General features: G+C 40.4%; 25 protein-coding genes. 16 read left to right on the top strand and 9 right to left on the bottom strand.

What is annotated here, in order from left to right:
• Positions 1-29: 29 nt before the first annotated feature.
• Positions 30-965 (top strand): beta-ketoacyl-ACP synthase III, encoded by a 936-nt coding sequence (locus ACFPU1_RS06885; protein ID WP_054634940.1) that lies wholly within the window; start codon positions 30-32, stop codon positions 963-965.
• A gap of 200 nt (positions 966-1,165) precedes the next feature.
• Positions 1,166-2,410, top strand: a complete 1,245-nt coding sequence (fabF, locus tag ACFPU1_RS06880) for a beta-ketoacyl-ACP synthase II (RefSeq protein WP_385939681.1) — start codon at positions 1,166-1,168, stop codon at positions 2,408-2,410.
• Positions 2,411-2,915: 505 nt separating this feature from the next.
• Here fabF and ACFPU1_RS06875 read toward each other — a convergent pair.
• From ACFPU1_RS06875 to ACFPU1_RS06865, 3 genes are all read right to left on the bottom strand, one after another.
• Positions 2,916-3,878 carry an LCP family protein gene (locus ACFPU1_RS06875; protein ID WP_385939679.1) on the bottom strand — a complete coding sequence of 321 codons (963 nt, stop codon included), beginning with the start codon at positions 3,876-3,878 and terminating at the stop codon, positions 2,916-2,918.
• A 176-nt stretch (positions 3,879-4,054) separates the two neighbouring features.
• Positions 4,055-6,625, bottom strand: coding sequence for a CBS domain-containing protein (locus tag ACFPU1_RS06870; RefSeq protein ID WP_385939677.1), 2,571 nt, complete (start codon positions 6,623-6,625; stop codon positions 4,055-4,057).
• 73 nt (positions 6,626-6,698) lie between these two features.
• Positions 6,699-6,980 carry a hypothetical protein gene (locus ACFPU1_RS06865; protein ID WP_054634936.1) on the bottom strand — a complete coding sequence of 94 codons (282 nt, stop codon included), beginning with the start codon at positions 6,978-6,980 and terminating at the stop codon, positions 6,699-6,701.
• A 228-nt stretch (positions 6,981-7,208) separates the two neighbouring features.
• Between ACFPU1_RS06865 and ACFPU1_RS06860 the strand changes: the two genes are divergently transcribed.
• Together ACFPU1_RS06860 and ACFPU1_RS06855 are read left to right on the top strand one after the other, a co-directional pair.
• Positions 7,209-7,430, top strand: a complete 222-nt coding sequence (locus ACFPU1_RS06860; protein ID WP_054634935.1) for a YuzI family membrane protein — start codon at positions 7,209-7,211, stop codon at positions 7,428-7,430.
• A gap of 95 nt (positions 7,431-7,525) precedes the next feature.
• On the top strand, positions 7,526-8,278 hold the full coding sequence (locus ACFPU1_RS06855; protein WP_054634934.1) for a YjbA family protein: 753 nt from the start codon (positions 7,526-7,528) through the stop codon (positions 8,276-8,278).
• 349 nt (positions 8,279-8,627) lie between these two features.
• On the opposite strand, the gene trpS is transcribed toward ACFPU1_RS06855, so the two are convergent.
• Positions 8,628-9,617 (bottom strand): tryptophan--tRNA ligase, encoded by a 990-nt coding sequence (gene trpS, locus ACFPU1_RS06850; RefSeq protein ID WP_100399657.1) that lies wholly within the window; start codon positions 9,615-9,617, stop codon positions 8,628-8,630.
• 231 nt (positions 9,618-9,848) lie between these two features.
• On the opposite strand from trpS, the gene ACFPU1_RS06845 reads away from it, so the two are divergent.
• Positions 9,849-10,952, top strand: a complete 1,104-nt coding sequence (locus ACFPU1_RS06845; protein WP_385939674.1) for a glycosyltransferase — start codon at positions 9,849-9,851, stop codon at positions 10,950-10,952.
• Here the strand turns inward: ACFPU1_RS06845 and ACFPU1_RS06840 are convergent.
• Positions 10,938-11,129, bottom strand: coding sequence for a hypothetical protein (locus tag ACFPU1_RS06840; protein ID WP_385939672.1), 192 nt, complete (start codon positions 11,127-11,129; stop codon positions 10,938-10,940). The two genes, ACFPU1_RS06845 and ACFPU1_RS06840, sit on opposite strands and share 15 nt — an antisense overlap.
• Positions 11,130-11,198: 69 nt before the next feature.
• Here ACFPU1_RS06840 and ACFPU1_RS06835 point away from each other — a divergent pair, with 69 nt between their 5' ends.
• Complete coding sequence (locus ACFPU1_RS06835; protein ID WP_385939670.1) at positions 11,199-11,747, top strand: peroxiredoxin family protein; 549 nt, start codon at positions 11,199-11,201, stop codon at positions 11,745-11,747.
• 69 nt (positions 11,748-11,816) lie between these two features.
• On the top strand, positions 11,817-12,713 hold the full coding sequence (locus ACFPU1_RS06830; RefSeq protein ID WP_385939668.1) for a DMT family transporter: 897 nt from the start codon (positions 11,817-11,819) through the stop codon (positions 12,711-12,713).
• Between the two features lie 171 nt (positions 12,714-12,884).
• On the opposite strand, the gene ACFPU1_RS06825 is transcribed toward ACFPU1_RS06830, so the two are convergent.
• Positions 12,885-13,868, bottom strand: coding sequence for a sodium:calcium antiporter (locus tag ACFPU1_RS06825; protein WP_385939667.1), 984 nt, complete (start codon positions 13,866-13,868; stop codon positions 12,885-12,887).
• A 481-nt stretch (positions 13,869-14,349) separates the two neighbouring features.
• Between ACFPU1_RS06825 and ACFPU1_RS06820 the strand changes: the two genes are divergently transcribed.
• Both ACFPU1_RS06820 and ACFPU1_RS06815 read left to right on the top strand, forming a co-directional pair.
• The gene (locus tag ACFPU1_RS06820) at positions 14,350-14,622 is read left to right on the top strand and encodes a YciI family protein (RefSeq protein WP_054634928.1); all 273 of its coding nucleotides are present in this window, start codon (positions 14,350-14,352) and stop codon (positions 14,620-14,622) included.
• Positions 14,623-14,645: 23 nt separating this feature from the next.
• The gene (locus ACFPU1_RS06815) at positions 14,646-15,515 is read left to right on the top strand and encodes an NAD(P)-dependent oxidoreductase (RefSeq protein ID WP_385939665.1); all 870 of its coding nucleotides are present in this window, start codon (positions 14,646-14,648) and stop codon (positions 15,513-15,515) included.
• Positions 15,516-15,596: 81 nt separating this feature from the next.
• Here the strand turns inward: ACFPU1_RS06815 and ACFPU1_RS06810 are convergent, their stop codons facing one another.
• On the bottom strand, positions 15,597-16,133 hold the full coding sequence (locus ACFPU1_RS06810) for an HD domain-containing protein (protein WP_385939663.1): 537 nt from the start codon (positions 16,131-16,133) through the stop codon (positions 15,597-15,599).
• A 431-nt stretch (positions 16,134-16,564) separates the two neighbouring features.
• Here ACFPU1_RS06810 and ACFPU1_RS06805 point away from each other — a divergent pair, with 431 nt between their 5' ends.
• From ACFPU1_RS06805 to cls, 6 genes are all read left to right on the top strand, one after another.
• Positions 16,565-17,770 (top strand): putative glycoside hydrolase, encoded by a 1,206-nt coding sequence (locus ACFPU1_RS06805; RefSeq protein ID WP_054634926.1) that lies wholly within the window; start codon positions 16,565-16,567, stop codon positions 17,768-17,770.
• 189 nt (positions 17,771-17,959) lie between these two features.
• Positions 17,960-18,532, top strand: a complete 573-nt coding sequence (locus ACFPU1_RS06800) for a GNAT family N-acetyltransferase (RefSeq protein ID WP_054634925.1) — start codon at positions 17,960-17,962, stop codon at positions 18,530-18,532.
• A 120-nt stretch (positions 18,533-18,652) separates the two neighbouring features.
• Positions 18,653-18,790, top strand: a complete 138-nt coding sequence (locus ACFPU1_RS06795; RefSeq protein WP_198153376.1) for a hypothetical protein — start codon at positions 18,653-18,655, stop codon at positions 18,788-18,790.
• 416 nt (positions 18,791-19,206) lie between these two features.
• Positions 19,207-19,602, top strand: a complete 396-nt coding sequence (gene spxA / locus ACFPU1_RS06790) for a transcriptional regulator SpxA (protein ID WP_100399647.1) — start codon at positions 19,207-19,209, stop codon at positions 19,600-19,602.
• A 475-nt stretch (positions 19,603-20,077) separates the two neighbouring features.
• Positions 20,078-20,749, top strand: a complete 672-nt coding sequence (gene mecA / locus ACFPU1_RS06785; protein WP_385939660.1) for an adaptor protein MecA — start codon at positions 20,078-20,080, stop codon at positions 20,747-20,749.
• A gap of 191 nt (positions 20,750-20,940) precedes the next feature.
• On the top strand, positions 20,941-22,449 hold the full coding sequence (gene cls / locus ACFPU1_RS06780; RefSeq protein ID WP_385939658.1) for a cardiolipin synthase: 1,509 nt from the start codon (positions 20,941-20,943) through the stop codon (positions 22,447-22,449).
• A 245-nt stretch (positions 22,450-22,694) separates the two neighbouring features.
• On the opposite strand, the gene splB is transcribed toward cls, so the two are convergent.
• Both splB and ACFPU1_RS06770 read right to left on the bottom strand, forming a co-directional pair.
• A complete protein-coding gene (gene splB / locus ACFPU1_RS06775; protein WP_054634924.1) occupies positions 22,695-23,723 on the bottom strand; it encodes a spore photoproduct lyase in 1,029 nt (342 codons plus the stop codon).
• Positions 23,724-23,734: 11 nt separating this feature from the next.
• On the bottom strand, positions 23,735-23,977 hold the full coding sequence (locus tag ACFPU1_RS06770) for a transcriptional regulator SplA domain-containing protein (RefSeq protein WP_374701186.1): 243 nt from the start codon (positions 23,975-23,977) through the stop codon (positions 23,735-23,737).
• A 93-nt stretch (positions 23,978-24,070) separates the two neighbouring features.
• On the opposite strand from ACFPU1_RS06770, the gene ACFPU1_RS06765 reads away from it, so the two are divergent.
• Complete coding sequence (locus tag ACFPU1_RS06765) at positions 24,071-25,303, top strand: competence protein CoiA (RefSeq protein ID WP_385939655.1); 1,233 nt, start codon at positions 24,071-24,073, stop codon at positions 25,301-25,303.
• Positions 25,304-25,325 lie beyond the last annotated feature (22 nt).

Genomic DNA, 25,325 nt, shown 5'->3' with positions numbered 1-25,325 from the left:
GCTGTAGGAAAGAATTAGGGGGGATAGATATGAGGCAAGCCGGAATCTTAGGTATAGGAAGCTTTACTGAGGGACGAGAAATAACTAATAAAGAGTTTGAGAAAGTTCTAGATACAAACGATGAATGGATTAAAACGAGAACTGGGATCGAAAGAAGAGTATTTGCCCACGATGATATAGATACATCTGACATGTGTTACCACGCAGCCGTAGAAGCTTTGGAGGATGCAGATCTTCCGGCAGAAAAACTTGATTTGATCCTTGTAGCAACCGTAACACCTGATTACCCGTTTCCGTCTGTTTCTGCGTTGATTCAAGAAAGGCTCGGAGCAAAGAATGCATCAGCGATGGATGTAAGTGCTGCGTGTGCAGGCTTCATATACGGAATGGCAACCGGGCAGCAGTTTATACAAACAGGTGCTTATGAGAATGTGCTTGTTATTGGTGCTGAAAAGCTTTCTAAGGTTGTTGACATGCAGGATAGAAACACAGCTGTCTTATTTGGTGACGGGGCAGGTGCAGCCATCCTGGGACCAGTATCAGAAGGACGGGGAATCCTTTCATTTGACCTTGGTGCTGATGGGGCTGGTGCCATGCACATTTACCAGGATCCGTACCTTACTATGAATGGAAGAGAAGTATTTAAATTTGCCGTAAGACAGATGGGTGAGTCATCTATGAAGGTCGTTGAAAAAGCCGGTCTTACAAAGGATGATGTGGACTTTCTTATTCCTCATCAGGCAAACATAAGAATAATGGAAGCTGCCCGCCAGCGACTGGACCTGCCGGAAGAAAAAATGTCCGTAACCGTTAAAAAATACGGGAATACATCTTCATCTTCTATTCCAATTGCTCTGGTTGAAGAAGTGAAAAATGGTAAAATAAAAGAAGATGATCTGGTTGTGATGGTAGGTTTTGGTTCCGGGCTTGTCTGGGGAGCCATGGCCATCCGCTGGGGAAAATAATAAAGTTTAGAAGAATACTCGGTAACGCGGTCTGACTTTTTGGTTTCTCCATGTAAAGGAGGGACAAAAGTCTGGGGTTACAAGGCAGCGGGAGTGTTTGAAAACCGTGTTTACTGCAACTATGATTACATGAAAAGTAACCAGATATTTTTGAAGCAATTTACTTTTAATTTGCCACTACGTAAAGGAGAGAGAAAAGAATGAGCGATACCCCTCGTGTAGTGATTACTGGAATGGGAACTGTTAATCCAATGGGTAATGATTTAGAAACAACATGGGAAAACATTACAGCTGGTAAATCAGGTGTCGGAGAATTAACTCGTTTGGACAAAAATGATTTTCCAATGAAAATAGCAGCCGAAGTAAAAGACTTTGATCCAAGTGATTTCATGGATAAGAAAGAAGCGAGAAAGATGGACCGATTCACTCAGTTTGCTGTTGCTTCTTCTCTGATGGCTCTAAAAGATGCCAACCTTGAAATTACAGAGGAAATTGCAGAAAGAACAGGCGTATGGATTGGCTCAGGGATTGGCGGCATGGAAACATATGAACAGCAGTTCAGGCTTTTTCAAAAAAAGGGATACCGCAGAGTCAGCCCGTTTTTTGTGCCAATGATGATACCAGATATGGCTTCTGGACAAGTATCCATTGTGACAGGGGCCAAAGGAATTAATTCTTGTACAGTAACTGCGTGCGCTTCTGGGACGAACTCCATTGGAGATGCATTTAAGGTTATTCAGCGTGGTGATGCTGATATTATGATCACAGGCGGTGCAGAAGCGCCAATTACAAGCATGGCTGTTGCTGGGTTTAGTACAGCGAAAGCCATAACCACAAGCGAGGATGCAGAAACTGCCTCCCGTCCGTTTGATAAGGACCGCAGTGGATTTGTCATGGGAGAAGGAGCAGGCATAGTCATCCTGGAGTCGTTAGAGTCCGCCCAAAAGCGGGGAGCACAAATTTATGCAGAAATCATCGGCTATGGGGCCACGGGAGATGCATACCATATTACGGCTCCTGCTCCGGAAGGAGAGGGCGGTGCCCGGGCAATGACTCAGGCAATTAAAGATTCAGGCTTAAAACCAGAGCAATTCCAATATATGAATGCTCATGGAACCAGTACTCCTTATAATGATAAATTTGAAACTATGGCCCTTAAACAAGTGTTTGGCGACCACGCCTATAACCTTGCAGTCAGCTCTACCAAGTCAATGACCGGGCATCTTTTAGGAGCAGCCGGCGGCATAGAAGCTATTTTTACGATTAAAGCAATTAAAGACGGAATTATCCCTCCAACAATTAATTATGACACACCAGATCCTGATTGTGATTTGGATTATGTGCCTAATGAAAGCCGTAAGCAGGACATAGAGGCTGCACTTAGTAACTCTTTAGGCTTTGGCGGCCACAATGCTACAATTGCATTTAAACGCTTTGAAGAGTAGCTTGACTAAAGCCTTAAGAAAAAGCCGGGACAATACCCAGCTGAATAGAAGGGCCTTCACCGTCGGTGAGGGCCCTTACTTATATTATAATTCTGTTGGTTGATTGTTAAAAATACACTCGCTTGAATCTTAAGGATAAGGACGACAACCGTTTAAACTTCCTTTCATTCGCACCGGCTGTCCGTCCTATCATCCAAAAATGATGATGAAGCTGATCCTTTGGCTTAAACACAATCCACTCTTTCTCGAAGAAAGGGGAGGGCAAGCAGCTTGTTGCATGATTGATGATGAGAAAATCTTCATTGGGCACGAAGGTCCACGCCACAGGCTGTCTATGGGAAGCGTAAGATCGACGGGGATCCAGTCTTAGGATTCCTGTAGGCTAATCTGCGCACCGCCCAGCCGGATAACCAAACAGGTTTGAATTCAAAAATAAGGCTCTAATTATCAAAAAAGATAATCGGAGCCTTATTTACTTAGGTAAGCCAGTTCTGTCCCACCATCCTTAGTCTTCTTTAAAAAAATCTTCGATAGCTCGTTCATTTGTTGTTTGATCCCACGTAATGACATCTCCTGCATGACTATATGTTTCATACTGGTAGGTATTCTCAAGGGGAAACACTCCTGTTTCAAGTTCCGTGTAAGGAGTATGAACTAAATTATTTACCCAGCTGAACATAGAAGAAGTGGACATGTTTGTTTCGCTGCGGTTACGCAGTAAATTTACCAAAGTTGAAATCTCTTCTTTGTTCGGTAATGTAAGTGTTACTTGAAACAATGTCCTTTCTATTTCCTCTCGTATCTTATTACGGCTATAGCTGTTCTCTTTCCCTTGAAGAGTATGAAGAAGCGTAACTGTCTGACTGCCATCCAAGGTATCAGGCAGATCTTGTCCAACATCTAGGTAAGGCAGAGGATCATCCAGCAATCTGATATTAGAGGTGATGCGTGATTCCATTTCTTTTGTATTAAAACCTTGTGGCACAAGAAAATCGATCAAGTCTGCCATTCCTTTTGGCGGAAATAAAGCATAATAAGTAATGTTTACTCCAAAATGGTCTTCTATGGTTTCTATTAAAAGTTCAATACCGCCATATGAATATGCCAATTTCAATTTATGGTCAGGACCTCCGGGGATGGAAACATAACTGTCTTCTAATAGTAGTGCATGCCGTAATTTTTCTTCCTTCTGTGAGTAATTGGCTAGAGATATCGTCTGAGGGGTTACATGATCATCATCCTCTTTGCCAAGCCCAACAAATAGAACAATTTCCTCGTTCCCGGAAGGAGGGTCTGCAAGAGCCGTACTATTTGCTTGATTTGCAAAGCCTTTATGGTCCATTTGTTCGTTTTGAGTAAAGCTTTGGAAATAAAAGGTAAAAATAATTGCAAGAATCAAGAGGCTGACTGAGCTAAGGAAGAAGACCGGTTTAAATATGAATAGTTTCTTCTTGTCTTCGCTTTCCAAAATATTAACCTCCCTTACATCCACACTAGATTATAGCAGATTACAACTATTTATGTAGAGGAGATTTTAATTTTATTCTTTTAAGAATGTTGTCTTTTCCAATGTTTATCGACTAAAGGAAAAGCCCTGATGAGGAACCACCAGGGCTGGATGACATTCCCTATTTATCTTTGGATTTACTTCCGGCGGGAAAGTTCTTTAGCGTAGGAAAGAGCTTCTGATTTGTTTGTAATGAAGCCATCAAAATAGGCTTTCTCAGCTTGGAATAAGAGATCTCGAAAAAGAGGCCCAGGTTGAAGACCTAATCCTTTTAAATCATTTCCGTCCAGAAGCTTTGGAAGAGAGGATCTTTTGATTATATATTCCTTTATCAATTCTGAGGATATTTTTTTCTCTTTTACGGTAAAGAAGGAATAGGCAAAAAATAAGGCATCGTTTGTAAAAGAAAAAAATTCATCATGAATTTCTCCAAGTGAATAAGGTGAAAAACGAGTTTCTTTTTCAAGCAGAGTAACCGCTTCTTCAAGGATTTGATTATAGTGGCGGTTAGCTGCATAGGTTTGTGCACGAAGCAAATTTTCTTTGTCAGCTGAAAACAGGGCCATAAGACACATAAACCATTTATTTTGTGCAGAAAGGAGTTTCTTATACTCTTTAAAACAGAATTCAATTGTATGAAGCAATGCTTTGGTTTCTTCTGTGCAGTCTGCACCCGGAAGAAAGTGTTTCAGTACATCAAGCTCTTTCAACCTTGGAACAGCTTGTACAGGGTTTACTTGCCTGAGCAGAATTTTAATTTCATTTGCAATTCTGTCCTTGGAGAGGGAGGAGACCGCTGACACCGAATGTCGTGCAAATTTTTCTGTCTCTACGTCAAATCGAAACCCAAAACGGATCTCAAAGCGAATTCCCCGTAAAATCCGGGTTGGGTCTTCAATGAAGCTTAAGTTGTGAAGGACTTTAAGTCGTTTGTTTTTAATATCCTCTAGACCGTTATAAAAGTCGATCAACTGCCCGAAGTTTCCTTCGTTAAGCTCAATGGCCATGGCGTTAATGGTAAAATCCCTGCGGTACAAATCTTCTTTCAGGTTGGATAACTGTACTTCCGGAAGAGCTCCGGGAAAATTATAGTATTCGGTTCTGGAGCTTGTAATATCAATTTTGAACCCTTTTGGCAACGTAATTACAGCCGTACCAAAAGATTCATGTTTTTTAAGTTCCCCTTTTACTTGTGAAGAGAGCTTCTCTGCAAAGGAAATTCCGTTTCCTTCTACTACGATATCTACATCATAATTAGGACGTCCCATGATCAGATCTCTTACAATTCCACCGATCATATATACTTTAAGTTCCAAGGCATCTGCGAGATGGCTGACTTCTTCGAGGAAATCAAAGATCTCTTCTGGCAGATGATCATTCATTTCTTTGGCTAAATTGCGCTCTTCTTCTAATGCATGTTGAAGCTCCTTGCTGTGTAGAACTTCGATGACATTTGTACGAGAAACAATTCCTACAACCTTTTCATCGTCTACTACGGGGAGTCTCCCTACATTATGGCGGATCATGATCTCCTGGATTTCTTCGAGAGTCGTTTTGGGTCCAATGGATAGTGGGTTTGTGCTCATATATCCTTTCACTGGAGCATGTCCAAGACCATGATGAGTGGCTTTATCTATGTCTCTTCTTGAAATGATGCCGATAAGCTTATCATTTTCACCCATAACAGGAAAGCCAGTATGGCCAAAACGAAACATCATTTGTTTCACTTCTTCTACTTTCATGTCAGGAGGAATAGATTTCACAGGACTTGACATCATCACGTCTGCCGTTATGGCAGGCTTAACCGTTATGTTCAAATTAGAGACAAGGTCATCTCTAAGGCTTTTAAGCTCAGGGTTCTTCACAGAAGCTGAAGCCGCCTTTTCGTGGCCGCCACCGCCAAATCGATTGATGAGAGGCAGAACGTCAATTCGGCTGGTTGAAGAGCGGGCCACAATAAACGCTTTGTTTCCCATCTTAGAAACAGCAAATACAGCATCAGTCCCCGTTGTTTGCAAAAGCTTGGTTACAACCGTTGATAAGCCTCCCACAAAGTTTTCCTGTTCGTGCCACGTCACCATCATCGTTAAACCTTGGAAGTGATACTCTTTTCCGTTGGAGAGAAGCTCATGCAGCAATTCCTGCTGGTCATATGAAAGACCTTGCTCTGAAAAACGATTGACCAGCTCGAGGTTTAACCCTTGTTCCATCAAATAAACGGCTGTTTTCATGTCCCGAATGGTGGTAGTAGAATAAGACAATGATCCTGTATCAGTATAAAGGCCAAGTCCAAACAAAGTAGCTTCAAAATCCGTGATAGAAACCTCTTGCCTTTGAATTTCCTCCAGAAGGAGAGTGACAGCTGCTCCAGTCTGTTCAAGAACTGATGTATCGCCTTTTATGTCGCCTTCTTTAGAAGGATGATGATCAAAAACAGTAATATAGGGCTCATTACATTCTTTTAAAAAGGAACCTATTCTGTTAGGTGAAGCTGTGTCAACAATAATGAGGTGAGTAACGTCCTCCCAGGAAATATCTTTTGCTTTATAAAAATCAAACATATCACGGTATATGGCCAGAAAGCCTTCAACCGGAGGGATTTGTTTATCGTTCAAGACAAGCATGGCATCGGGATACAGTTTTTTTGCAGCTATCATGCTCGCAAGGGCGTCAAAATCTAAATTAGTATGTGATACAATAACTTCCATTTTTTCCTCCTCTGACACTGTCAATGGCAATTCTACTTGTTCTGCGTATGTAGATGTAGAATGTATATTTCCCTTATTCCTGTTTTTTTAACGTCGTGATGAAAGCGTGAAATTCTTTTAATGAAAGAGAAAGAATAGCTTCTACGTTATTTTGTTCGGGAGGAACTTCCACTTGATCAAAATACTTCATGATTTCTTCAATTTGGTCTTTTTGTTCCTTATACAGTCGCAGAGAAGTGAAACTAGTTTCAATTCCTAAGTGAGAAGCTCTGGCGTTTAAGTCAGTAATCAGGGCATCGAATTCTTTTACTTTGTTATAGTATTGCTGAAGCTGGCGTTCGCGATTTGTGGACATCCTTAATTCTCCTAACTCCCTTAAGTTAGTTACATTTTAGTTGAACCATAGAACAGCTGTAAACGAAAAAGAGAGCCCTTTGCTGTGTGTTATAGATGAATAATGGGTGTACTTCAAAATGTTGGGATTTTTTGAAGGGGAATAATACGAACGTGGCGAAAGGTTAAGAAAATATGATAGAAGCAAATTTGCTTTAGAGGAATGATTCCATAAGTAAAGGAGAGGAGAATGCTTGTAAGATTCTTTGTTTTACTAGTAGGTTTTGGATTATCAGTGGCGGGCGGGATCAGTCTTCTGGCGTATATGAATTACATGGCAGCAGGATATACCTTTTATTCGTATGTGGAATTCATCGTGCACCGAATTGAATTCTATATTTTTGTTCTCGGCCTTCTTTTTATCGCTGTCAGCATTTATTTTCCACAAAGAATGCGAGGGAACAAAGAATAAAAGAAAAGTTCAGACATAGCAAGGTTATGGAATAAATTGGGTTGCCTCTGACTATACTGTGGGTACAAAGCGCTTAGAGTTAGGAGGCTGAAGGTATGGTCCAGGTAAGAGATGTTTGGATTAATTGGTTTGAAGGAGAAGAAAACGGGTACAATGTCTGTCCTTTTCATGAATGGCGAAGCGAAGATCGTGTGGAAGTGCTTGATCAGGCTGTGGTGGTCAAGGTAACAGAACGGTTGTTTAATTACATTGAAAATCGACTCGAAGACTTGCCTGATACTCTGTTGAAGGACGTGTACCAAAAAAGTTCTTTAAGAAAGAATATGTCCCGGGTCACTCTGGATTACTGTTTTATCGCTTGCGATGGGACAAGAATTATAGCCGTGGATACATTAGGATATAACACACCAATACGCAAAAGCCGACTCACCCCAAGACAGGAACAAATCATTTATGATCTACTGGCTGAAGAAAATGAAAAAGAATACGATATTACCGAGGAAATGCCGGAAAAGGAATATCACATATTATCTCCACACCCACAGTATATGGAAGGATTAACGAGAAAAGAACGTCAATTGAAACAACTTTTGTTTATGGCTGTTGACCAGCTTTATACAACCGGCAACGAAGCTGAAATTCGTTACTGGTACACGGAATGGAAACCAACGAGCTATCCGGTGATTCAAACGATGGATAAGGACGAAGTTTGGCATGCATTGTATGAAGAAATCCAAACAGGCTGGACAAGCCGCCACTACGAACTTTGTGAAGCGATGATTAAAGGTCAGCCCTTTTTTGAAAAGCTGTGGGATATGCAGCATGAAGAGAGCATTAAGAAAAATTAAACGGACAGACCCCCTGTCATCACCCTTATGCTTTGAATCTAATATGTGAACGTTTAGGATTCACATTTACAGGTGTTAGATTCTTTTTTATAATAGAAGTTGGAATGAATAGATTTGATGGCAGGGAGGTTTTGAGATGGACGGGTTAGCTTATTTGGTTATGCAGATCTTAACCGTCGTATATGCAGTAGGGACCATCGCACTTGCATTATTAGTTGGTAAAGTTTGGAAAAAGAGAAACGGCTATTAATACTTATTGATACTTATTTTTTGAAGAATAAGAGGAAAAAAGAGAACTCTGTTCCGTCAACAGAGTTCTCTTTTTTCATTTCCGGTCCGGTTGTTTGTGCTATCTTCTTTTTCGGCCAAGTCCCATTGCTCGCTCTGCTTTGGCTAACGTCTTAAAGGCTTTTCTATTGGCTCTTTCTGCCCCTTCGTCAAGTATGTTATCAAGTTCCTGGGAATCAATGAGCTCATTATATCTTTCTTGGATAGGACGCAGGATTTCAATAACAACTTCCCCAACCTCCTGCTTGAAATCACCATACCCTTTGCCAGCATATCTGCTTTCAATCTCCTCCAGACTTTCCCCGGTTCCTAAAGACAAAATCGACATCAGATTAGATACTCCAGGTTTTTCTTCACGGTTAAAGCGGATCTCGTTTTCAGAATCAGTTACGGCACTTTTAATTTTTTTCATAATTGTTTTTTCATCATCGAGCATAGATATAAATGCTTTTTGGTTTTCGTCTGATTTACTCATTTTCTTCACAGGATTCTGTAAAGACATGATTCTTGCGCCTACCTTAGGAATTTGTACTTCTGGAATTGAAAAAATATCATTATATTTCCGGTTAAATCTTTCAGCAAGGTTCCGGGTAAGTTCCAAGTGCTGCTTTTGGTCCTCGCCAACTGGTACAATATCTGTCTGATACAGAAGAATGTCTGCTGCCATCAAAGGAGGATACGTTAATAACGCAGAGGAGACAGCTTCTTTTCCTTCCGACTTATCTTTAAATTGCGTCATCCTTTCAAGTTCACCAATGTAAGAGACACATTGCATAATCCAGGCAAGCTGCGCGTGAGCAGGAACCTCAGATTGAATAAATAATGTAGATTTTTGTGGATCAATGCCTACGGCTAAGTATAGAGCAGCGAGGCTTTTTATATTTTTACGGAGGGTTATTTTATCCTGAGGCACGGTAATCGCATGCTGGTCAACGATACAAAAAAAGCACTCATTATCCTCCTGCATATCTACAAAGTGCTTCATGGCACCCAGATAATTGCCGAGAGTCAATGTTCCGCTCGGCTGTATGCCAGAAAATACTGTTTTCATGGTTTGTCATCCCTTCTCCTAAATTACACTTGGTCGTTTTTTACAGGGAGAAACTAAGAAACCCTGTTTTACAACTTCAGTCTTTTCAAATACTTAGTTTGCTTTGTGATTGATCTCTTACCATATTACCCGAAACTCTTTCCTCTCGTAAACCGGACATCTAAAGTTTACATGCCGCTCCCCTTTTGCGCATAGCATGTTAGAAAGAAGGGGACAAAGGGGGGCACCGGTGTGAATGTCTTGCTTTTTTCAATGTCCGGATGTAACGGTTCTGATCGTGCTGCGCTCGCTGTCAAAGAGGAAGGAAAAGCGTATGGAATGAAAGTCAAGGTTGTTGACCCTTTAAAAGAATACGTTCCAGGGGCCCACCAATATTTAAAGAAGATAACACTGCTTAAAGAAAGCAGTTCAAAGATCGCTGGGTATATAGAGAAGTATTTGGAGGCTTGGGCTAGATATCTTTTTAAGAAAATGTATTCATGGCTTGATAAGGTTTCTAGAAAGGCTGATTTGTTTGTAAGTATTCACCCGCTTTATACGTATCTCCTGGCATTATACAAAAGCGAGCGCAAAAGCAGCATACCTTTATACGGCGTGAATGCAAATTTCACCCTGGAGAGGATGCACGATGTAAAAGGTGTGAATGCCATTATCACTCCCTTTCCGTTTGCAGAGGCAGGAAGTAATACAAGCGCACCTGTAGTCCCACTGGGTATGCCTGTCATGTCAGCTGACAGCATAAAGAATACAAAAGAAGGAGCAAGGACGGAATTCTCTCTTTCATCTGGAAAAAAAATAATAACAATCGTAGAAGGGGAGGAAGGGATTTCATATTCGAGACTGTGGAAACAGCTTTCAAAGGTGCCGGTGCCATGTACCTTCCTCTTACTAACTGCAAGGAGTTCAAAGGCAGCTTCCTTCTACTTTAAAACTAGTCATTCCGGCCATGACATGCGCATTGTACCTCATACAAAGAAATATTATGAGTATCTTCTGACAAGCGATATTGTCATAGGAAGAGGCGAGGCTGTAACCAGCAGTGAAGCCCTCTCCTTAAAAATCCCTTTTATCTGTTTGCCGTCGCGAAAAGATGGGGATAAAGAAAACCCTTTGCTGTTACAAGAAAGAAATGCTGCGCTTGTAACTGAAAATTATAAAGAAGTGAAGGAAAGAGCATCAGACTTACTTTTAAATCCTTTTTTGTATCAAAGAATGCAAAAGTCTGGGTATGAATTTATTAAAGATTCGGCTGCTCCATCAATTGTCAGGTATTTATTCAGGGAAGGTGTCAGGAGTCAAAGGAGAAAGCTTCCCCCGTACTTAACTCTCATTTGACGTTTGATCCTTTTTCCTTTTCTCCCACAGTAACCCTCCATAGAAAAGACAGGCCAAAAGAAGGGGAATGATGAGCATCCATCCAGGATCTCTGTTTCCCTTGTATGTAAACAGGACTACACCTCCAATGATAATAGAAAGAACAGTTAAGATGACCCGGTACCACCAGATTCTCAAGAGCAGGGCTCCTTTCAAAAATAATAGAGGGACATGGAATGGAGTCCCGGACCCGGAGAGGAGGGCATGATGAAAACAGGTAAAGGCAGACTCATATTTGTTTTGTTTTGCGGGCTGTTTTTTTTACTGGGGTTAATGTATCAAAATTGGGAAGCTCCGGTCAAAGAAGTTGTTCAGCCCATTGAAAAAGAAGGAATAGAAGCCGGGATGAAAGCACCTGACTTCTCCCTGCCTTCTCTTGCAGGAGGAGAGGTTACGTTATCTGATTATTACGGGGAAACCATTATTCTTACCTTTTTTACTACGTGGTGCAGTGTTTGCCAGGAAGAGCTTCCTGCCTTGTCTCAACTGTACCAGGAGGAAAAAGGAACAGGAATAAAAATGTTTGTGGTTAATGTTGCGGCACAAGAAGTACAGGGAAAGGACCTTGAGAACTTCTCCCGTCATTTTCAATTATCAATGCCTGTTTTAATCGATAAAACCGGAACGTCTTCTCAAAAGTACCAGGTAACCGGAGTGCCAATGACTTATATCATTGATGCAGAGGGGAAAGTAGAAAAAAGATACTTCGGGCCTGTGCCTCAAGAGGAACTAAAGAAACACTTTAGAAAAAATTGACAATAGGCTCCTGCTGCCATACGATGAAACACAGATATGTTACTTAAGACGGCAGCAGGAGGGCTAATCATGGGATTTATCCTGGCTTTGTTAACAGGGCTTTGTTTTGCGATCAGCAACATCTTAGTAAGAAAAGGGATGGCCCATTCACAAAAAGATAATGGAGTACTCACAACGTTGTTGGTGAATCTTATCGTATTGGGAGGCGCCGCTTTACTTTTCAGACTCCTTACAGAAGGACAGCCAATAACTTGGCAGGGGTTAGGGTGGTTTGCCCTGGCAGGTGTATTTACAACATTTCTTGGGAGAACCACTTTATTTATGAGTTTTCGGCATATTGGACCAACGAGGGGAACAGCTGTTAAGAACAGTGCGCCTATGTTCACCGTACTTTTTGCTGTGCTTTTTTTGGGAGAAGCAGTGGCAGGTCTTCCCTTGGTTGGTATCATTCTTGTATTATGCGGCCTTTTCATCCAGGGTTATTATATGGTTCAGCAAGGCCCGGATTTATCTGTCGATAAAGGAAGAGAGAGAAAGGGTTACTTCATAGCGCTGACTTCTGCCGTTGTGTTTGGGATCGGTCAGGCTTTTCGGAAGCCAGGAATGGAGATTATGTCGGACCCGTTTTTAGGAGCGTTTATTTCGGCTTCAGTAGCTTCGATACTTTTTTTATCCGTGGAAGCAAGGGAAACGCGTATCTTTACTCAAATAAAGCGACAGATAAAAGCAAAAAATATATATTATATAGGAGCTGGAGTCTTTACAAGCTTTGCTATGATCTGTTTTTTTTCTGCAATTATGTTTATACCAGTTTCTTATGTAGCTGTGGTAGCTGCATTAGAGCCCATGCTGACTATTATTTTAAGTAAATTGTTTCTTAGGCAGGAAGAGAAAATTTATGGGTATACATTGGCGGCCGCTTTCACAATTGTAGGCGGAGTAGCTATGATCATCCTTTTTACATAAGGAAACCTAAAAAGAACGAGCTGACAATAACCAGATAAAAAAATGCCCCTCACCTGCTGGTGAGAGGCATTTTTTATTTTTCTTGTTTTACATGAACCTCGCTTGCACTTAAATGAGGTGCGCGATCCGTTCAAGTTCAATTACACTCGCTTTTCACGATGACTTCATTATTTAAGCAATGAATATTAAATAGGAGGAGACAAAATAGAAAACAATCAATACAGCTGAAGGCAGGGGATAAAATGAAATATGATCTTTGCGTCCTCGAAAGATAGACAAGAGGACGATAGCTGACAGAATTGTTACAGCAACTGCCGTAATCATATGAACATCACTTACAGCCTGAAGAATTGGGGCAGGCTGATAAGCCAAATCTGTGACAAACAACAAAATGATGTTAAAGAGATTACTTCCAAGAATGGAGCCTAAAGCCAGGTTGTGGTTCTTCAATTGAAGAGCCACTAGCACTGAGACAGCCTCTGGCAAGGATGTGGAAGCTGCGATAAGGAAGCTTCCTACAAAGCTTGAGCCCAGGCCCGTAATGACGGCAATCTGATCTCCTGTAATTGTAAGAACAGAACCGGCAAGCAGTATGATCACCGCTGCAATAAGAAACCCTATCTTTGCTCGCTTTAATGAAATGGCGTGTGTATGGTAGTCAGATTCCTCTTCATTCCCCTGGACCGGAGCTTCTCCTTTTACTCTGCTGATCAAAACCATCCCGCCTATATACACGGCAAGAATAAGAAAAGAATCAAGTCCAATGCCAAGAATGGAAATATCAGTTCTCACAAAGAGAGCAAAGATGACCATTAAGCCTAAAAACAGTCCTAAACTTGATGTATAAGCATGGGATTTAGAAGTTTGACCAAAGAGCTTTTCCTTACGGTAAAACAAATCAAATACTGCAATGATCAGCAGGTTAAACATATTGCTTCCTAATACATTTCCAACAGCAATGTCAGGATTATCAAGCACTACGGCTGTTAAACTGGTTGTCACTTCAGGAAGGGAGGTTGCCCCTGCTAAAAGAAGCGTTCCTACCAGCAATCCTCCAAGCTTTGACTTCTCACTTAAGACATCGGCATAAGTGGAAAGTTTGATTGCGGCCAGCACGGTGAAAATGGCGGCAATAGTAAATAAAAAGAACGCCATAGTGTTTGTCTCCTTTTCCCTCCGTAATAGTAAGGACATTTTCAGGTCTTTTCATTAAGAAAAATCAGGGAGCTTTTTCCACAAAAAAAGACCTTTTTATAAAAGCCTTCTGGTTTTCTGCCCAAAAAGCTTTCATAAAAAGGTCTTGCGTACCTTGAGCCACCTGGACTTCAAAGCTCAACGGACCGAGTGAGAAACTCACTGTCATGACGACCCGCCAACCATTTGGACGCTACTCCCCTTTAAATGAACCTTGTTTACAAACTAAACATACCACCGCTTTCGTACTCAGTCAATGGAAAATTTTGAATAATTGGCCGTTTTTACTCACGGGAAAAGCCATGAAACAATAAAACCTAACACCAGAAAACAAAATACTTTATCTATATAGAAAACAAGTTTAAAATAAATAGGTGAAAGTAACATTTTGAAAATTTATACTATTGTCCAGCCTTTGCTGGAATTTGGGAGGAGAGGTAAGATGAAGTATTTTGCAGCATTTTTACCAATGAAAGATAAGGAGCTTAGTGACAAATACAGACAAGCTCATTTAGATTTTTTAAACAAACTAAAAGACGAAGGAACGATTCCTGCTTATGGACGCTTTGTTGATGGCGCAGGAGGATTGGTCATCTATAAAGGAGAATCCCAGGAGGAAGTTGAAGAACTGGTAAAGCAGGATCCATTTGTGGCCGAAGGGGCAAGAGATTTTGAAGTCCATGAATGGGCATTGGTGTCTGATCACTGGAAATAAAGAGCCGGAGAGGAGGAAGATCAATGACAAAATTAGCATACATAGGGCTTGGGAATATGGGACTTCCCATGGCTGTAAATCTTGTGAAAGCTGGCTATGAAGTCTACGGCAAAAACCGTTCTCAAGGAAAAGAAGAGACGTTTGCCGGACAAGGCGGAAAAGTAGGGAAATCTGTTGCCCAATTGGCAAAAGAAGCTGATGTTGTCATGACATGCCTGCCTATGCCGGATGATGTGGAAAACATGATTATGGGGAAAGACGGCCTTCTGGAACATGCGAAAGAAGGATTGACGATCATTGATTTTAGTACGGTTTCCCCAGAATTGAACGTTAAAATTTATGAACAGGCTAATGAGAAAGGGGTGCACTTTTTAGATGCACCGATTAGCGGAGGCACAACAGGGGCAGAAGCAGCAACTTTAGCCATTATGGTTGGCGGGGACGAGAAGGTGTTTCAGGAAGTCACCCCAATTCTTGAAACAGTCGGCGAGAATATTACATATGCCGGCCCATCCGGGAGCGGGACGAAGGTGAAGCTGATCAACCAGTATTTTGTCGGTATGCATACCATGGCTGTAAGTGAAGCGATGCATTTGGCGGCTGAAGCTGGTATTGACCGGGACCTTCTTTATGGTGTTCTTAGTAAAAGTTTTGCTCAGAGCAGAATTTATGACAGGCATTATCCTGATTTTATTGCCAAGGAGCAGTACACACCAGGCTTTGCCCTTGAACTCCTTCATAAAGATCTTAGATTGATGAGTGCAATGGCTGAGGAAGCAAATGTTTCATTAGAATTTGGTCAAAGTATAACGAAGGCTTTTGCAAAAGCAGAAGAGATGGAATTAGGTAAAGAAGACATGAGCGCTTTATACAAATATGTAAAAAGCAAATAACAAAAAAGCCATCAAGCCTTTTTTAAAGGGGGTTGATGGCTTTTTTTATTTACTTTGCTGATCACCCGATAGTAGGTAAAGCTACACCGATTCTTTAAGCTTTCTTTCATAAAGGGCTTTCTCAATCATTCCATCCAGCTGTTTCAGCTTTTCATAAGCCTTTTCTTCGGAAATGCGGCGGTAATGGTGTCGTCCGTTTGGTTCCTCGTCCATTTCATCTGCAAGTGCGACGACTCGCTGAAGATTACTTCGGTTTAAATCGGCTTCAGGCAGATAAGAATCTGTATGAAGCAGAATTGCTAATGCAATCTCTTTTGCAAAACGTCGGTCTTCACCAAGCCTCACTAATAATTTATGAGCCCGTTCAGCTCCCTTGATGGCGTGAATGTCATTCTCTTTATATAAATTAAAGTCCCATTCTCCATTTTTATACCACGTATAATGCCCCATATCATGAAGGAAGGCTGCTTTTGCAGCAAGGTCGGGATTCACTCCGAATTCGTGAGAAAGACGAAATGCATGATAGGAGGCAGAAATGGCATGGGCCAGACCAGCGCGCTTTACATATTTTTGGGCGATCGGGTGATTAAATATTTGTAATAGCGTTACTTGTCTCACCAAAATCCCTCCTATACTTATAGTCTCTTCTAAATATATTTTTACTATTATAACGATTTCCAAACATACTTGCAAGTGAAATTTAAACGTTTTAGTTTACCGCTGCCTATATTATCTTAGTCACAATATATACAAGGTATTCGTCATAATTTTAATTGCATGTTACTGGTTTTTTTCAATATAGACAGGGTAAACAAACCTTGCGAGAAGTAATAAAAAATTGCGAGAGAAGGGAGATAATGACATATCGCGGGAGGAGTAACAAAGAAAGTTGTAAAAGAAATGAAATTTTTCCCTAAATCTATTGGTATGCAATCTTGAGCGTAGTATAATTTTGGAAGAAAGTATATTGAAAATGATATGTATTCCAAATATTTGTCTGGAAATCGGGAATCAGAATGTGAACTATACATAAAAGGGGCAGTGGGAAAATGAAAAAATATGCTATTGGAGCAGGGACAGCATTGTTGGCTACCGTGTTGTTTATCTCTCCTGAATCTGCAAAAGCTGAAGAAACGTCTGACGTTGGACAGCACAGTCATAAAGTATCAGAAGCAAAAGAAAGAGAATTGCCAGAAAGAATGCTGCGTTTTCGCTATGAATCCGGTTACACCTTTGAATATCCGGACGCAGTTCGTGGGACATTTGTAACCGGCCACTCAGCAGGTGGCTCCAAGTTTAATGAACTTATTGAATTAACAAACGAAACGGAGCTAAACGCGATGGTTATTGATGTCAAGGATGATCATGGCCACCTGACATTCAGGCCAAACGAAGATTCTCCGTACATGGATATCAGCCAGGAATGGATTAATGACCCTGAGGAAATGATGGCTACCCTCGAAGAACATGAAATATATCCGATAGCCCGTGTGGTGGTTTTTAAAGATACTGTATTAGCAGAAGAAAGACCGGAATGGTCTTTCACTCAAGATGGGGAAGTATGGAAAAATAACAGAGGAGAAGCCTTTGTGAACCCGTTTGTTGAAGAAGTTTGGGATTATAACATTGACATTGCTGAAAAAGCAGCCCAGCTGGGTTTCCAGGAAATTCAGTTTGACTATGTGCGTTTTCCGGAAGGGTTTGAAAACAGGTACGATGTGTTAGATTATGACCATGGAAATTACGCTGACAGTGATGATGATGTGGAAGCGAGAGTGGATGCTGTATCCGACTTTGTGGCACATGCCAGGGAGAGGCTTGGAGGCGCCTATGATGTAGATGTTTCGGTTGATGTTTTTGGTTATGCATTTACAGTGGAAAACGCTCCTGGCATTGGACAGAATATCGTGAAAATTTCAGAAAATGTAGATGTTATTTCTTCCATGATTTATCCGAGTCATTGGACTCCTCATTTTGGATTAGACAAGCCGGACTTATACCCCTACGAACTGACCGATGCCTATGCTCAAGTAGAAAATGAAGTGCTGGGACAGCTTGATGATCCACCGGTATCAAGACCATGGATTCAGGACTTCACAGCGAGCTACCTTGGTGCCGGTAACTATATCCCTTATGGAGTAGAAGAGGTGGAAGCTCAAATCAGGGCCTTAAATGAAAATGGCATTGATGAATTCCTGCTGTGGAATGCAAGTAATAATTATACCGAAGGGGTAGATTACACCCCATTAGATTAAAGCAAAGAGGATGTAGAGGATGTCTTATTCCAGTCCCATACTCGTGACAGGAATGAGGCATCTTTTTTATTGGGATCATTAGGTGGATAAAAGGTGAAAGGGTGCGGAAACTAAAGGCAGGTGGTTCCAAAATAATCAGAATTCTCGTATAATGTAGTGGAGAAGACAAATGGAGGTTATAGTAACCATATGAATTGGTACGAAAAGCTGAACCAGTATTTCCCTATAGAAGAAATGAAGTCGAAGGAGCATATGGAGCTGCTTTTAAAAGAAAAAGGTGACATTTACCGTAAAGATGAAGGCCCTCATCATGTCATTATGTATGTGGAAACAGAAGACTTTGTCTTCATTGACTATCTATTTGTTTCGAAGAAAAGCCGGGGACAAGGCTTGGGCCATAAGCTTATAGATAAGTTGAAGAAAAAAGGAAAACCAATTATACTTGAAGTAGAGCCACTAGACTACGAAGACACAGATAGTGAAAAAAGACTTCGTTTTTATCAGCGGGAAGGGTTTAAACATGCAAAGTCGATAGGCTATAGCCGCCGTTCCTTAGCAACTAAAGAAGTGAACACGTTAGAGATTTTATATTGGTCTCCAGGAAATGAATCAGAGGAAACCATTTATGAGAAGATGAAGCACACTTATGAAAACATTCATACGTACAAGGACCAGCAGTTATATGGAGAATCCTATCAGGATGTTGATGAAGTTCTGACTTACACTGAAAAGGCATCAGAACGGAAGAAAGAAGAAGTTTAGAACTGCTCATCCTCTATGGTTTCAAGGTACCATCCTCTTTTTGTCAGAGCATGTTCTAATTTTGGATTGTCAATCAAACAAAGTTTACTCGAACATCTCTTTCACAAGGAGGGAGAAATAATGAAAAACAAACAAAAGCTGAAACGCAAAAATAAAAGAGAGGTCCTTCGTGATATGCTGAGGAAGAATTTAAAGGATCTTAATAGACTGCCTCAGCCTGAAAGAGGTCCTGCTCAGCCAACAAAGACATCTGCCTGAACCAAAAAAAGAAAGCCGCTATCACTGCGGTTTTCTTTTTTTATAGCTCTGTTATAGTCCAATGGTGACTTCTATAAGGGATTTGATTGTAGATAAAAGTAAGGCGGCTTCATTTTTCTGTTGAAGCTGTGACATGTTGCATCGTTTACTGAACATCAACAACAAAATGTGACAAGCAAAGCCCTTATGATAAAAAATGAAAAAAAGGTTTATAGAGAATTTAGAAAAGGTATATAAAGATTGTGCGTATCTGTAAGCTGTGAATTATGTAACTATGTCAAAAAAAACGAATATCTTGAAAAAATGTACCCAAATTAGAATAATTATTGTATAATTATATTTGTAAAGATGAAGAACTACCGTGGAAAACTATTTAATATAATATATCGTTTCTTTGAAGGGAGAGGTTTCAACCAATGGTAACCTTGCTCACATCTCCAAGCTGCACATCATGCCGGAAGGCAAGAGCGTGGCTGGAAGAACATAATATTCCATATGAAGAGAGAAATGTATTTGCATCTCCTCTTACCGTGGATGAAGTTAAAGAAGTCGTTCGAATGACAGAAGATGGAACCGACGAAATTGTATCCAAAAGATCCAAGGTGTTCCAAGAGCTAGAAGTTGAGCTTGAATCCATGCCTTTGCAGCAATTATTCGAGTTAATCAGTGAACATCCAGGGTTACTGAGACGGCCGATTATTTTTGATGAAAAACGTTTGCAGGTTGGATACAATGAAGCGGAAATTCGCCGTTTTCTACCGAGAAAAGTTCGTACTTTTAACTTATTAGAAGCACAGAAAATGGTGAATTAATGTATAAAAAGAAAAAGCTTCTACTTATCAATTGTAGAAGCTTTTTCTCATTTACATACTATTTACATAAATAGAACAAAGTTTGGCAATCCTTCAAACAACGAAGCATATAGGAGAAGAAAAGTGTGGTTTTCTATACCGAAACGAGCTGAAGAAATGTTATAATATATGTAGGAAGGGAATAATTGTTGTTGTAATTATAATTTTCAAAATAATTCTTGACAATGCACGCGCTTTCCTTGAAAATAATGATTTAATAAAAGGTTTACACGACCCATTCTCTTGATTCGCTCCGCTCCCATCATAAACGAAAAACAGTAAGGGATGAGCACCAGCCTTAACAACAATCGTCTTATCGTATAAAATAATTAATATAATAAACGATAAGATTATAGATGCTTTGCACTGGGTATAGCCGTACTAAAGATATCTTGGAGAAAAGCATTCGACCTTACCTAGTAGGAGGGAGAGAATCATGGAAATCGAAAGAATTAATGACTCCACAATTAAGTTTTATATCACGTATCGTGACATTGAAGATAGAGGTTTTGACAGAGATGAGATCTGGTATAACAGAGAACGTGGAGAAGAGCTCTTTTTTGAAATGATGAATGAAGCAACGGATCATCAAGATTCATTTGAAATAGAAGGTCCCCTTTGGATCCAGATCCAGGCTCTAGAGAAAGGACTTGAAGTAGTAGTAACTAGAGGCCAGATTTCTGATGGTAATGTAAAACTGGAAATTCCTGTAACTCAGGATAAAGGTGAAGACATGCCTGTGGATGATAACATTGTTGATATGCTGGATGAACAGTTCCGTTCTTCCCAAAAGAGTCGTCAATATAGTCAAAACCAGGATGAAGAACTTGAACTTGTTATTGAATTTAAGGATTTAGAGGATTTGATATCACTAAGTCAATCCTTTGATGCATCGTACGTGAAAAACGAAGTATACCACTTCCAAGGCTCCTATTACTTGTATCTTCTCTTTGATAATCACTACACAGAAGATGAACAGGATGATATGTTAAGCCGGGTGCTCGAATATGGAGAAGAGTCTGATGTGTCGATTTACCGTATTAGAGAGTATGGTAAGACTATTGTAGAAGAAAACGGTTTGCAGGTTATAAAAGATAACTTTTCATAATCAAGAGAAATCGTGCCTTTTTAAAGCCGGTTCCATTAAGGAACCGGCTTTTTTTGCTCGTTCCTGAAAAGAGAGCAAGAGAGACTTTGCTTTTGAACAGTATATAAATAGGGAATGAGGAAGAAAAGGAAGTGGAAAGGAAGTATTTATCTCATACATAAAATAACAGCTTATGAATTGGAGAAATGACCATGAAAAACCGTTTTAATATTGTCGTCTTTTTATTACTATTGGTTACTGTTTTTTATATAAGCCGGGACTTATGGGATGGCTGGATTGTAGGAGCTATCACCCTTCTTTTTACTTTTTCAGTCATTTTTATAGCGATTGTTATTTTTCTGGAGAACAGAAATCCAACAAAGACATTGACCTGGCTGATCGTCTTAGGTGTGTTCCCTGTTGTCGGGTTTATTTTTTATTTACTGTTTGGACAAAATCATCGCAAAAACAAAAACTTAACGAAACAAGCAGCCCTTCAAGAGCAGGCATTTGAAAAAATAGAACAAAGCCGCTATTTAGATGAAGGGGAGCTCAGAAAAATGGGAAGGCAGGAACAATTATTCCGTCTAGCTCATCGAATAGGAAATAATCCAATAAATTTCAATACAAATACGAAAGTGCTGACAGACGGAAAAGAAACCTTCACCCACATTACCCAAACATTAAAAATGGCTAAAGATCACATTCATTTAGTGTATTATATTGTAAGAGATGACAAGCTGGGCCAGGAGATCAAGGAGATACTTATCCAGAAAGCCGAAGAAGGGGTAAAGGTTCGTTTTTTGTTTGATGCAGTTGGCTGCTGGAAGCTGTCAAAAAAGTATATTAAAGAGTTAAAAAATGCAGGAGTGGAAATGGTTCCTTTTGCTCCTGTCAGACTCCCTCTGATCACACATCAAGTAAATTACCGTAACCACCGGAAAATTATCGTCATTGACGGTCAGCTTGCATATGTCGGCGGGCTCAATATTGGGGATGAATATATGGGAAGGAATAAGTACTTTGGGATCTGGCGGGATACCCATTTAATGGTGCAAGGAGAAGCGGTCAGAACTCTTCAATTAATATTTCTGCGGGATTGGTACTATTCGACAGGCAAAGCCCTTTTAGAACCTCAGTACTTGTCGCCGGCTCTTCCGGAGGGAAAACAAGATGGGGGCGTGCAAATGATCGCAAGCGGGCCGGATACAAAGTGGGAAGTCATTAAAAAACTGTTTTTTTCTATGATTACTTCTGCAAAAAAATCAATTTGGATTGCTTCCCCTTACTTTATCCCTGATGATGATATCTTGTCTGCATTAAAGATTGCTGCTTTGAGCGGTATTGATGTCAGGTTGTTAATGCCTGCAAAACCAGATAAAAGGATTGTATTTTATGCATCGCGTTCCTATTTTCCTGAACTCATGGACGCAGGGGTGAAAATTTATGAATACGACCGTGGCTTTATGCACAGTAAAATTATGATTGTCGATCATGAGATTGCCTCTTTAGGCACAGCAAATATGGACATGAGAAGTTTTCATTTAAATTTTGAAGTTAATGCCTTCCTTTACCGGACAAAAAGTGTAACCACTCTGGTGGGAGATTATATTTATGACTTGGAGCATTCCACCCGGATAATGCTGCCAGAGTTTCAAAAGAGGCCATTTGTAACAAGAGTCGTAGAATCAACGTCCAGGCTTCTATCTCCATTATTATAGGACTCTGTTATAGGCGAATAGTCTTTTTATAAGGCTTTTGTTTGTAAATAAAAGAGCGAGAGCCTTCGGCAGTAGGAGGAGCCGAAGGTCCCGCAGGGTGTTTTTCGAGGAAGATGAGGTTATGCCTAAAGCATAGAAGATATCGTGATTGGGATGTAGAATTCATGAATGGATATGGCACTTGTACGTTAGGTGCATGTGAGCGTCTTTTAAGGAAAATCAACTACAAGCTAAAAAGAGCGTGCTTACGTGAAATACTCTATGTTTGCTTCCGGGAAATACTCAGAGAGGTGTTTGGAAAAGAATTCTTTTATTTTTTCTTGTTCATCTGTCTGATACACATATTTACCTATCCCGTATCGTCCCCATTTATACTTTCTTTTTTCTTCTTCTAATTCCAGCTTGGTCATCGGATAATTTTGTTCAATGACTCGCTTTGCCGGCTTTGTGAACCGGTGCTGTATTAATTCAAAGGTTAAATCATCCGTGGCAGAAGAAGGTAATGTTTCGCTTAGGTGTTGAAGCATTCCAAGGTATCCATCTTCCCATCCTTCGTGGATGTAAATGGGTGCTATGATGAAGCCAAGAGGGAAGCCAGCCTTTGCTACCTTTGCGGCCGCTTCAATTCGTAAGTCTAATGGTGAGGTGCCTGGTTCAAAGTTTTTAATGACAAAAGGAGCATTAATGCTGAATCGAAACCTTGTCCGGCCGTTATGATTGGCATCAAGAAGATGATCGACATGATGGAATTTGGTCACAAATCGAAGCAGGGCATGTTCTGATTGCCCAATATGCTCTATCGTCTTTTTAAGCGTGTGTGTTAGGTGGTCGATTCCAACGATATCAGATGTACAGGAAGCCTCAAACCTGGTTATTTCCGGGGCTCTTTCTTCTACATACTTATCTGCTGCTTCAAAAATTTCTTCTAGGTTAACATAGGTACGAATATAAGGTTTACTTCCCATTGTTGTTTGAAGATAACAATAATGGCAATGTCCCATACAGCCAGTGGCTAAAGGAATAGCATACTCAGCAGAAGGCTTGGATGAATCAAAGGACAGAGTTTTTCGGACACCTACAACCAAGGTTGATTTGGCTTTGCGGTATTTTTGTAAGTGAGTATCTCCTGGCAGGTTTCTAACTTGATTATGAGAGGTTGTTTGCCGAATTTCTACTCCTTCCTTTTCAAATTTGGCTTTTAATTCCCTGCCAAGTGGGTATTCTAGGGCTCTTGGCTCAATATATACAAGCTGGGGATAAAAAGGTTTCATCATCCATCTCCTTTTTACATTTCACTTTGTTCGTTGTCTTCGAAATAATAATTGTACATCTTTACTGCTTCTTCATACGTTGTATATATCGCATAATCATCCTGAAGAGGATAGTGGGTATCCATTAGAAATAATGACAGCTCTTCATTGTTTTCCGGGCTTTCAGTAATGATTGCTTCCTGAATGGTTGCTACATTTTGAGTGTGAGGGTTGCGGTAAATAACATAAGCTTTGTCCCCGTTTTTAAATTGATTCACCTAGATTCTCCTTTCATAAACCATACCAACTTATTCTACAGAGCAGGAATTCGTCTTCCTTCTGGTGAATTGAATATTCATTGGAGGTGTTTTATGTTCGTAGCTAAAAAAAGTAATGGTTCTATCATTTCCTTGTTACATTCTTATCAAAGAGAAGAAGCCCAAAATGCCAGCTTGCTGTTTTGTCCTGCTTGCAGCAGTGAGGTTATTTTAAAAAAAGGGGCCAAACGCCAGTGGCATTTTGCTCATAAAATTTCTTCGTTATGCTCTTCTCAAAATGAACCTGAAACAGAAGAGCATCTTGCAGGAAAACAACGCCTATATTATTGGCTGAAAAAGCAAGGTTTACCCGTATTTCTGGAACATACTCTCCCCGTTACAAAAAGACGAGCTGATCTTTATCTTCCCCTTGCCCCGCGTCCCGTAGCAATTGAATTCCAATCCGCTTCTATGACAGATGAGGAATGCTTAAACCGTACAAGGGATTATCTTAAAGAGGGAGTGTGGCCTGTTTGGATATTTTCCCTGCAGCGATTCAGGTCCCGGCACCCAATGAGCCTCGAAGGAATAACCTCTCTCTACTCTTTTGAATGGATCCCCTTAAGAGAAAGCGTCTCACTTTCTCATCGTTTTCTTATTTACTATTCCCCTGCTCAGCAACGCTTTCATTTTTTGTTCCCTCTTACTAGCCTTTCCTCACGCCGTACCTTTTATCAGCAGACCTTACTTCATGAAACAGAACTTTCATTTTCCCATTTGTTTAATCCGCCCGTTCCAACAAAGCCCCCGACCGTGTTATTTCCTGCCTGGATGAAAGTGAAAAAACAATGGAGATATGGTCGTAAGAATAATCGCGAAGGAATAGTCTATAACGAAGTGAATAAATTATTTGCTTCTCATTATAGAGACAGCAGCTTGTTTTCTGCGGAAGCGGGCTGGCCAATAGTAAACAAGGAGGAATTAATAACCAAACCTTTGTGGTGGCAGAGCTGGCTCCTTTTTTTTCTAAGTACATGTGTAAAAGAAGGGAGGACGATAAAGGAAAAGACTCTTTGGCAGGAGTTCAATGGACGAATGGAGGAGAATGGATTTCAAAAACGAGTTCTGCCTTTATTAACCGGACATGATGAATACTTATTTATCTACATTAGGTTTATAGAAAAAGCAGGGCTGGTAGAGGAGGTGGAAAAAGGGGTTTGGAAGCAGAAACGTTCTTTGTACCTTCCATCATCTCTGGATGAAGGATATTTTTTAGACGTAAAGATATCGAAAGCATTTTTTTCATTTTTCTCTTCTTTTGACGCCTGGCAGAAAAAGAATACATGAAGAAGCTCCAGTAATTAGGAAG

The sequence above is a fragment of the Thalassorhabdus alkalitolerans genome (genome assembly GCF_042656525.1).
Classification (GTDB): Bacteria; Bacillota; Bacilli; order Bacillales; family Marinococcaceae; genus Thalassorhabdus; species Thalassorhabdus alkalitolerans.
This window is presented reverse-complemented; position numbering and strand designations above follow the sequence as displayed.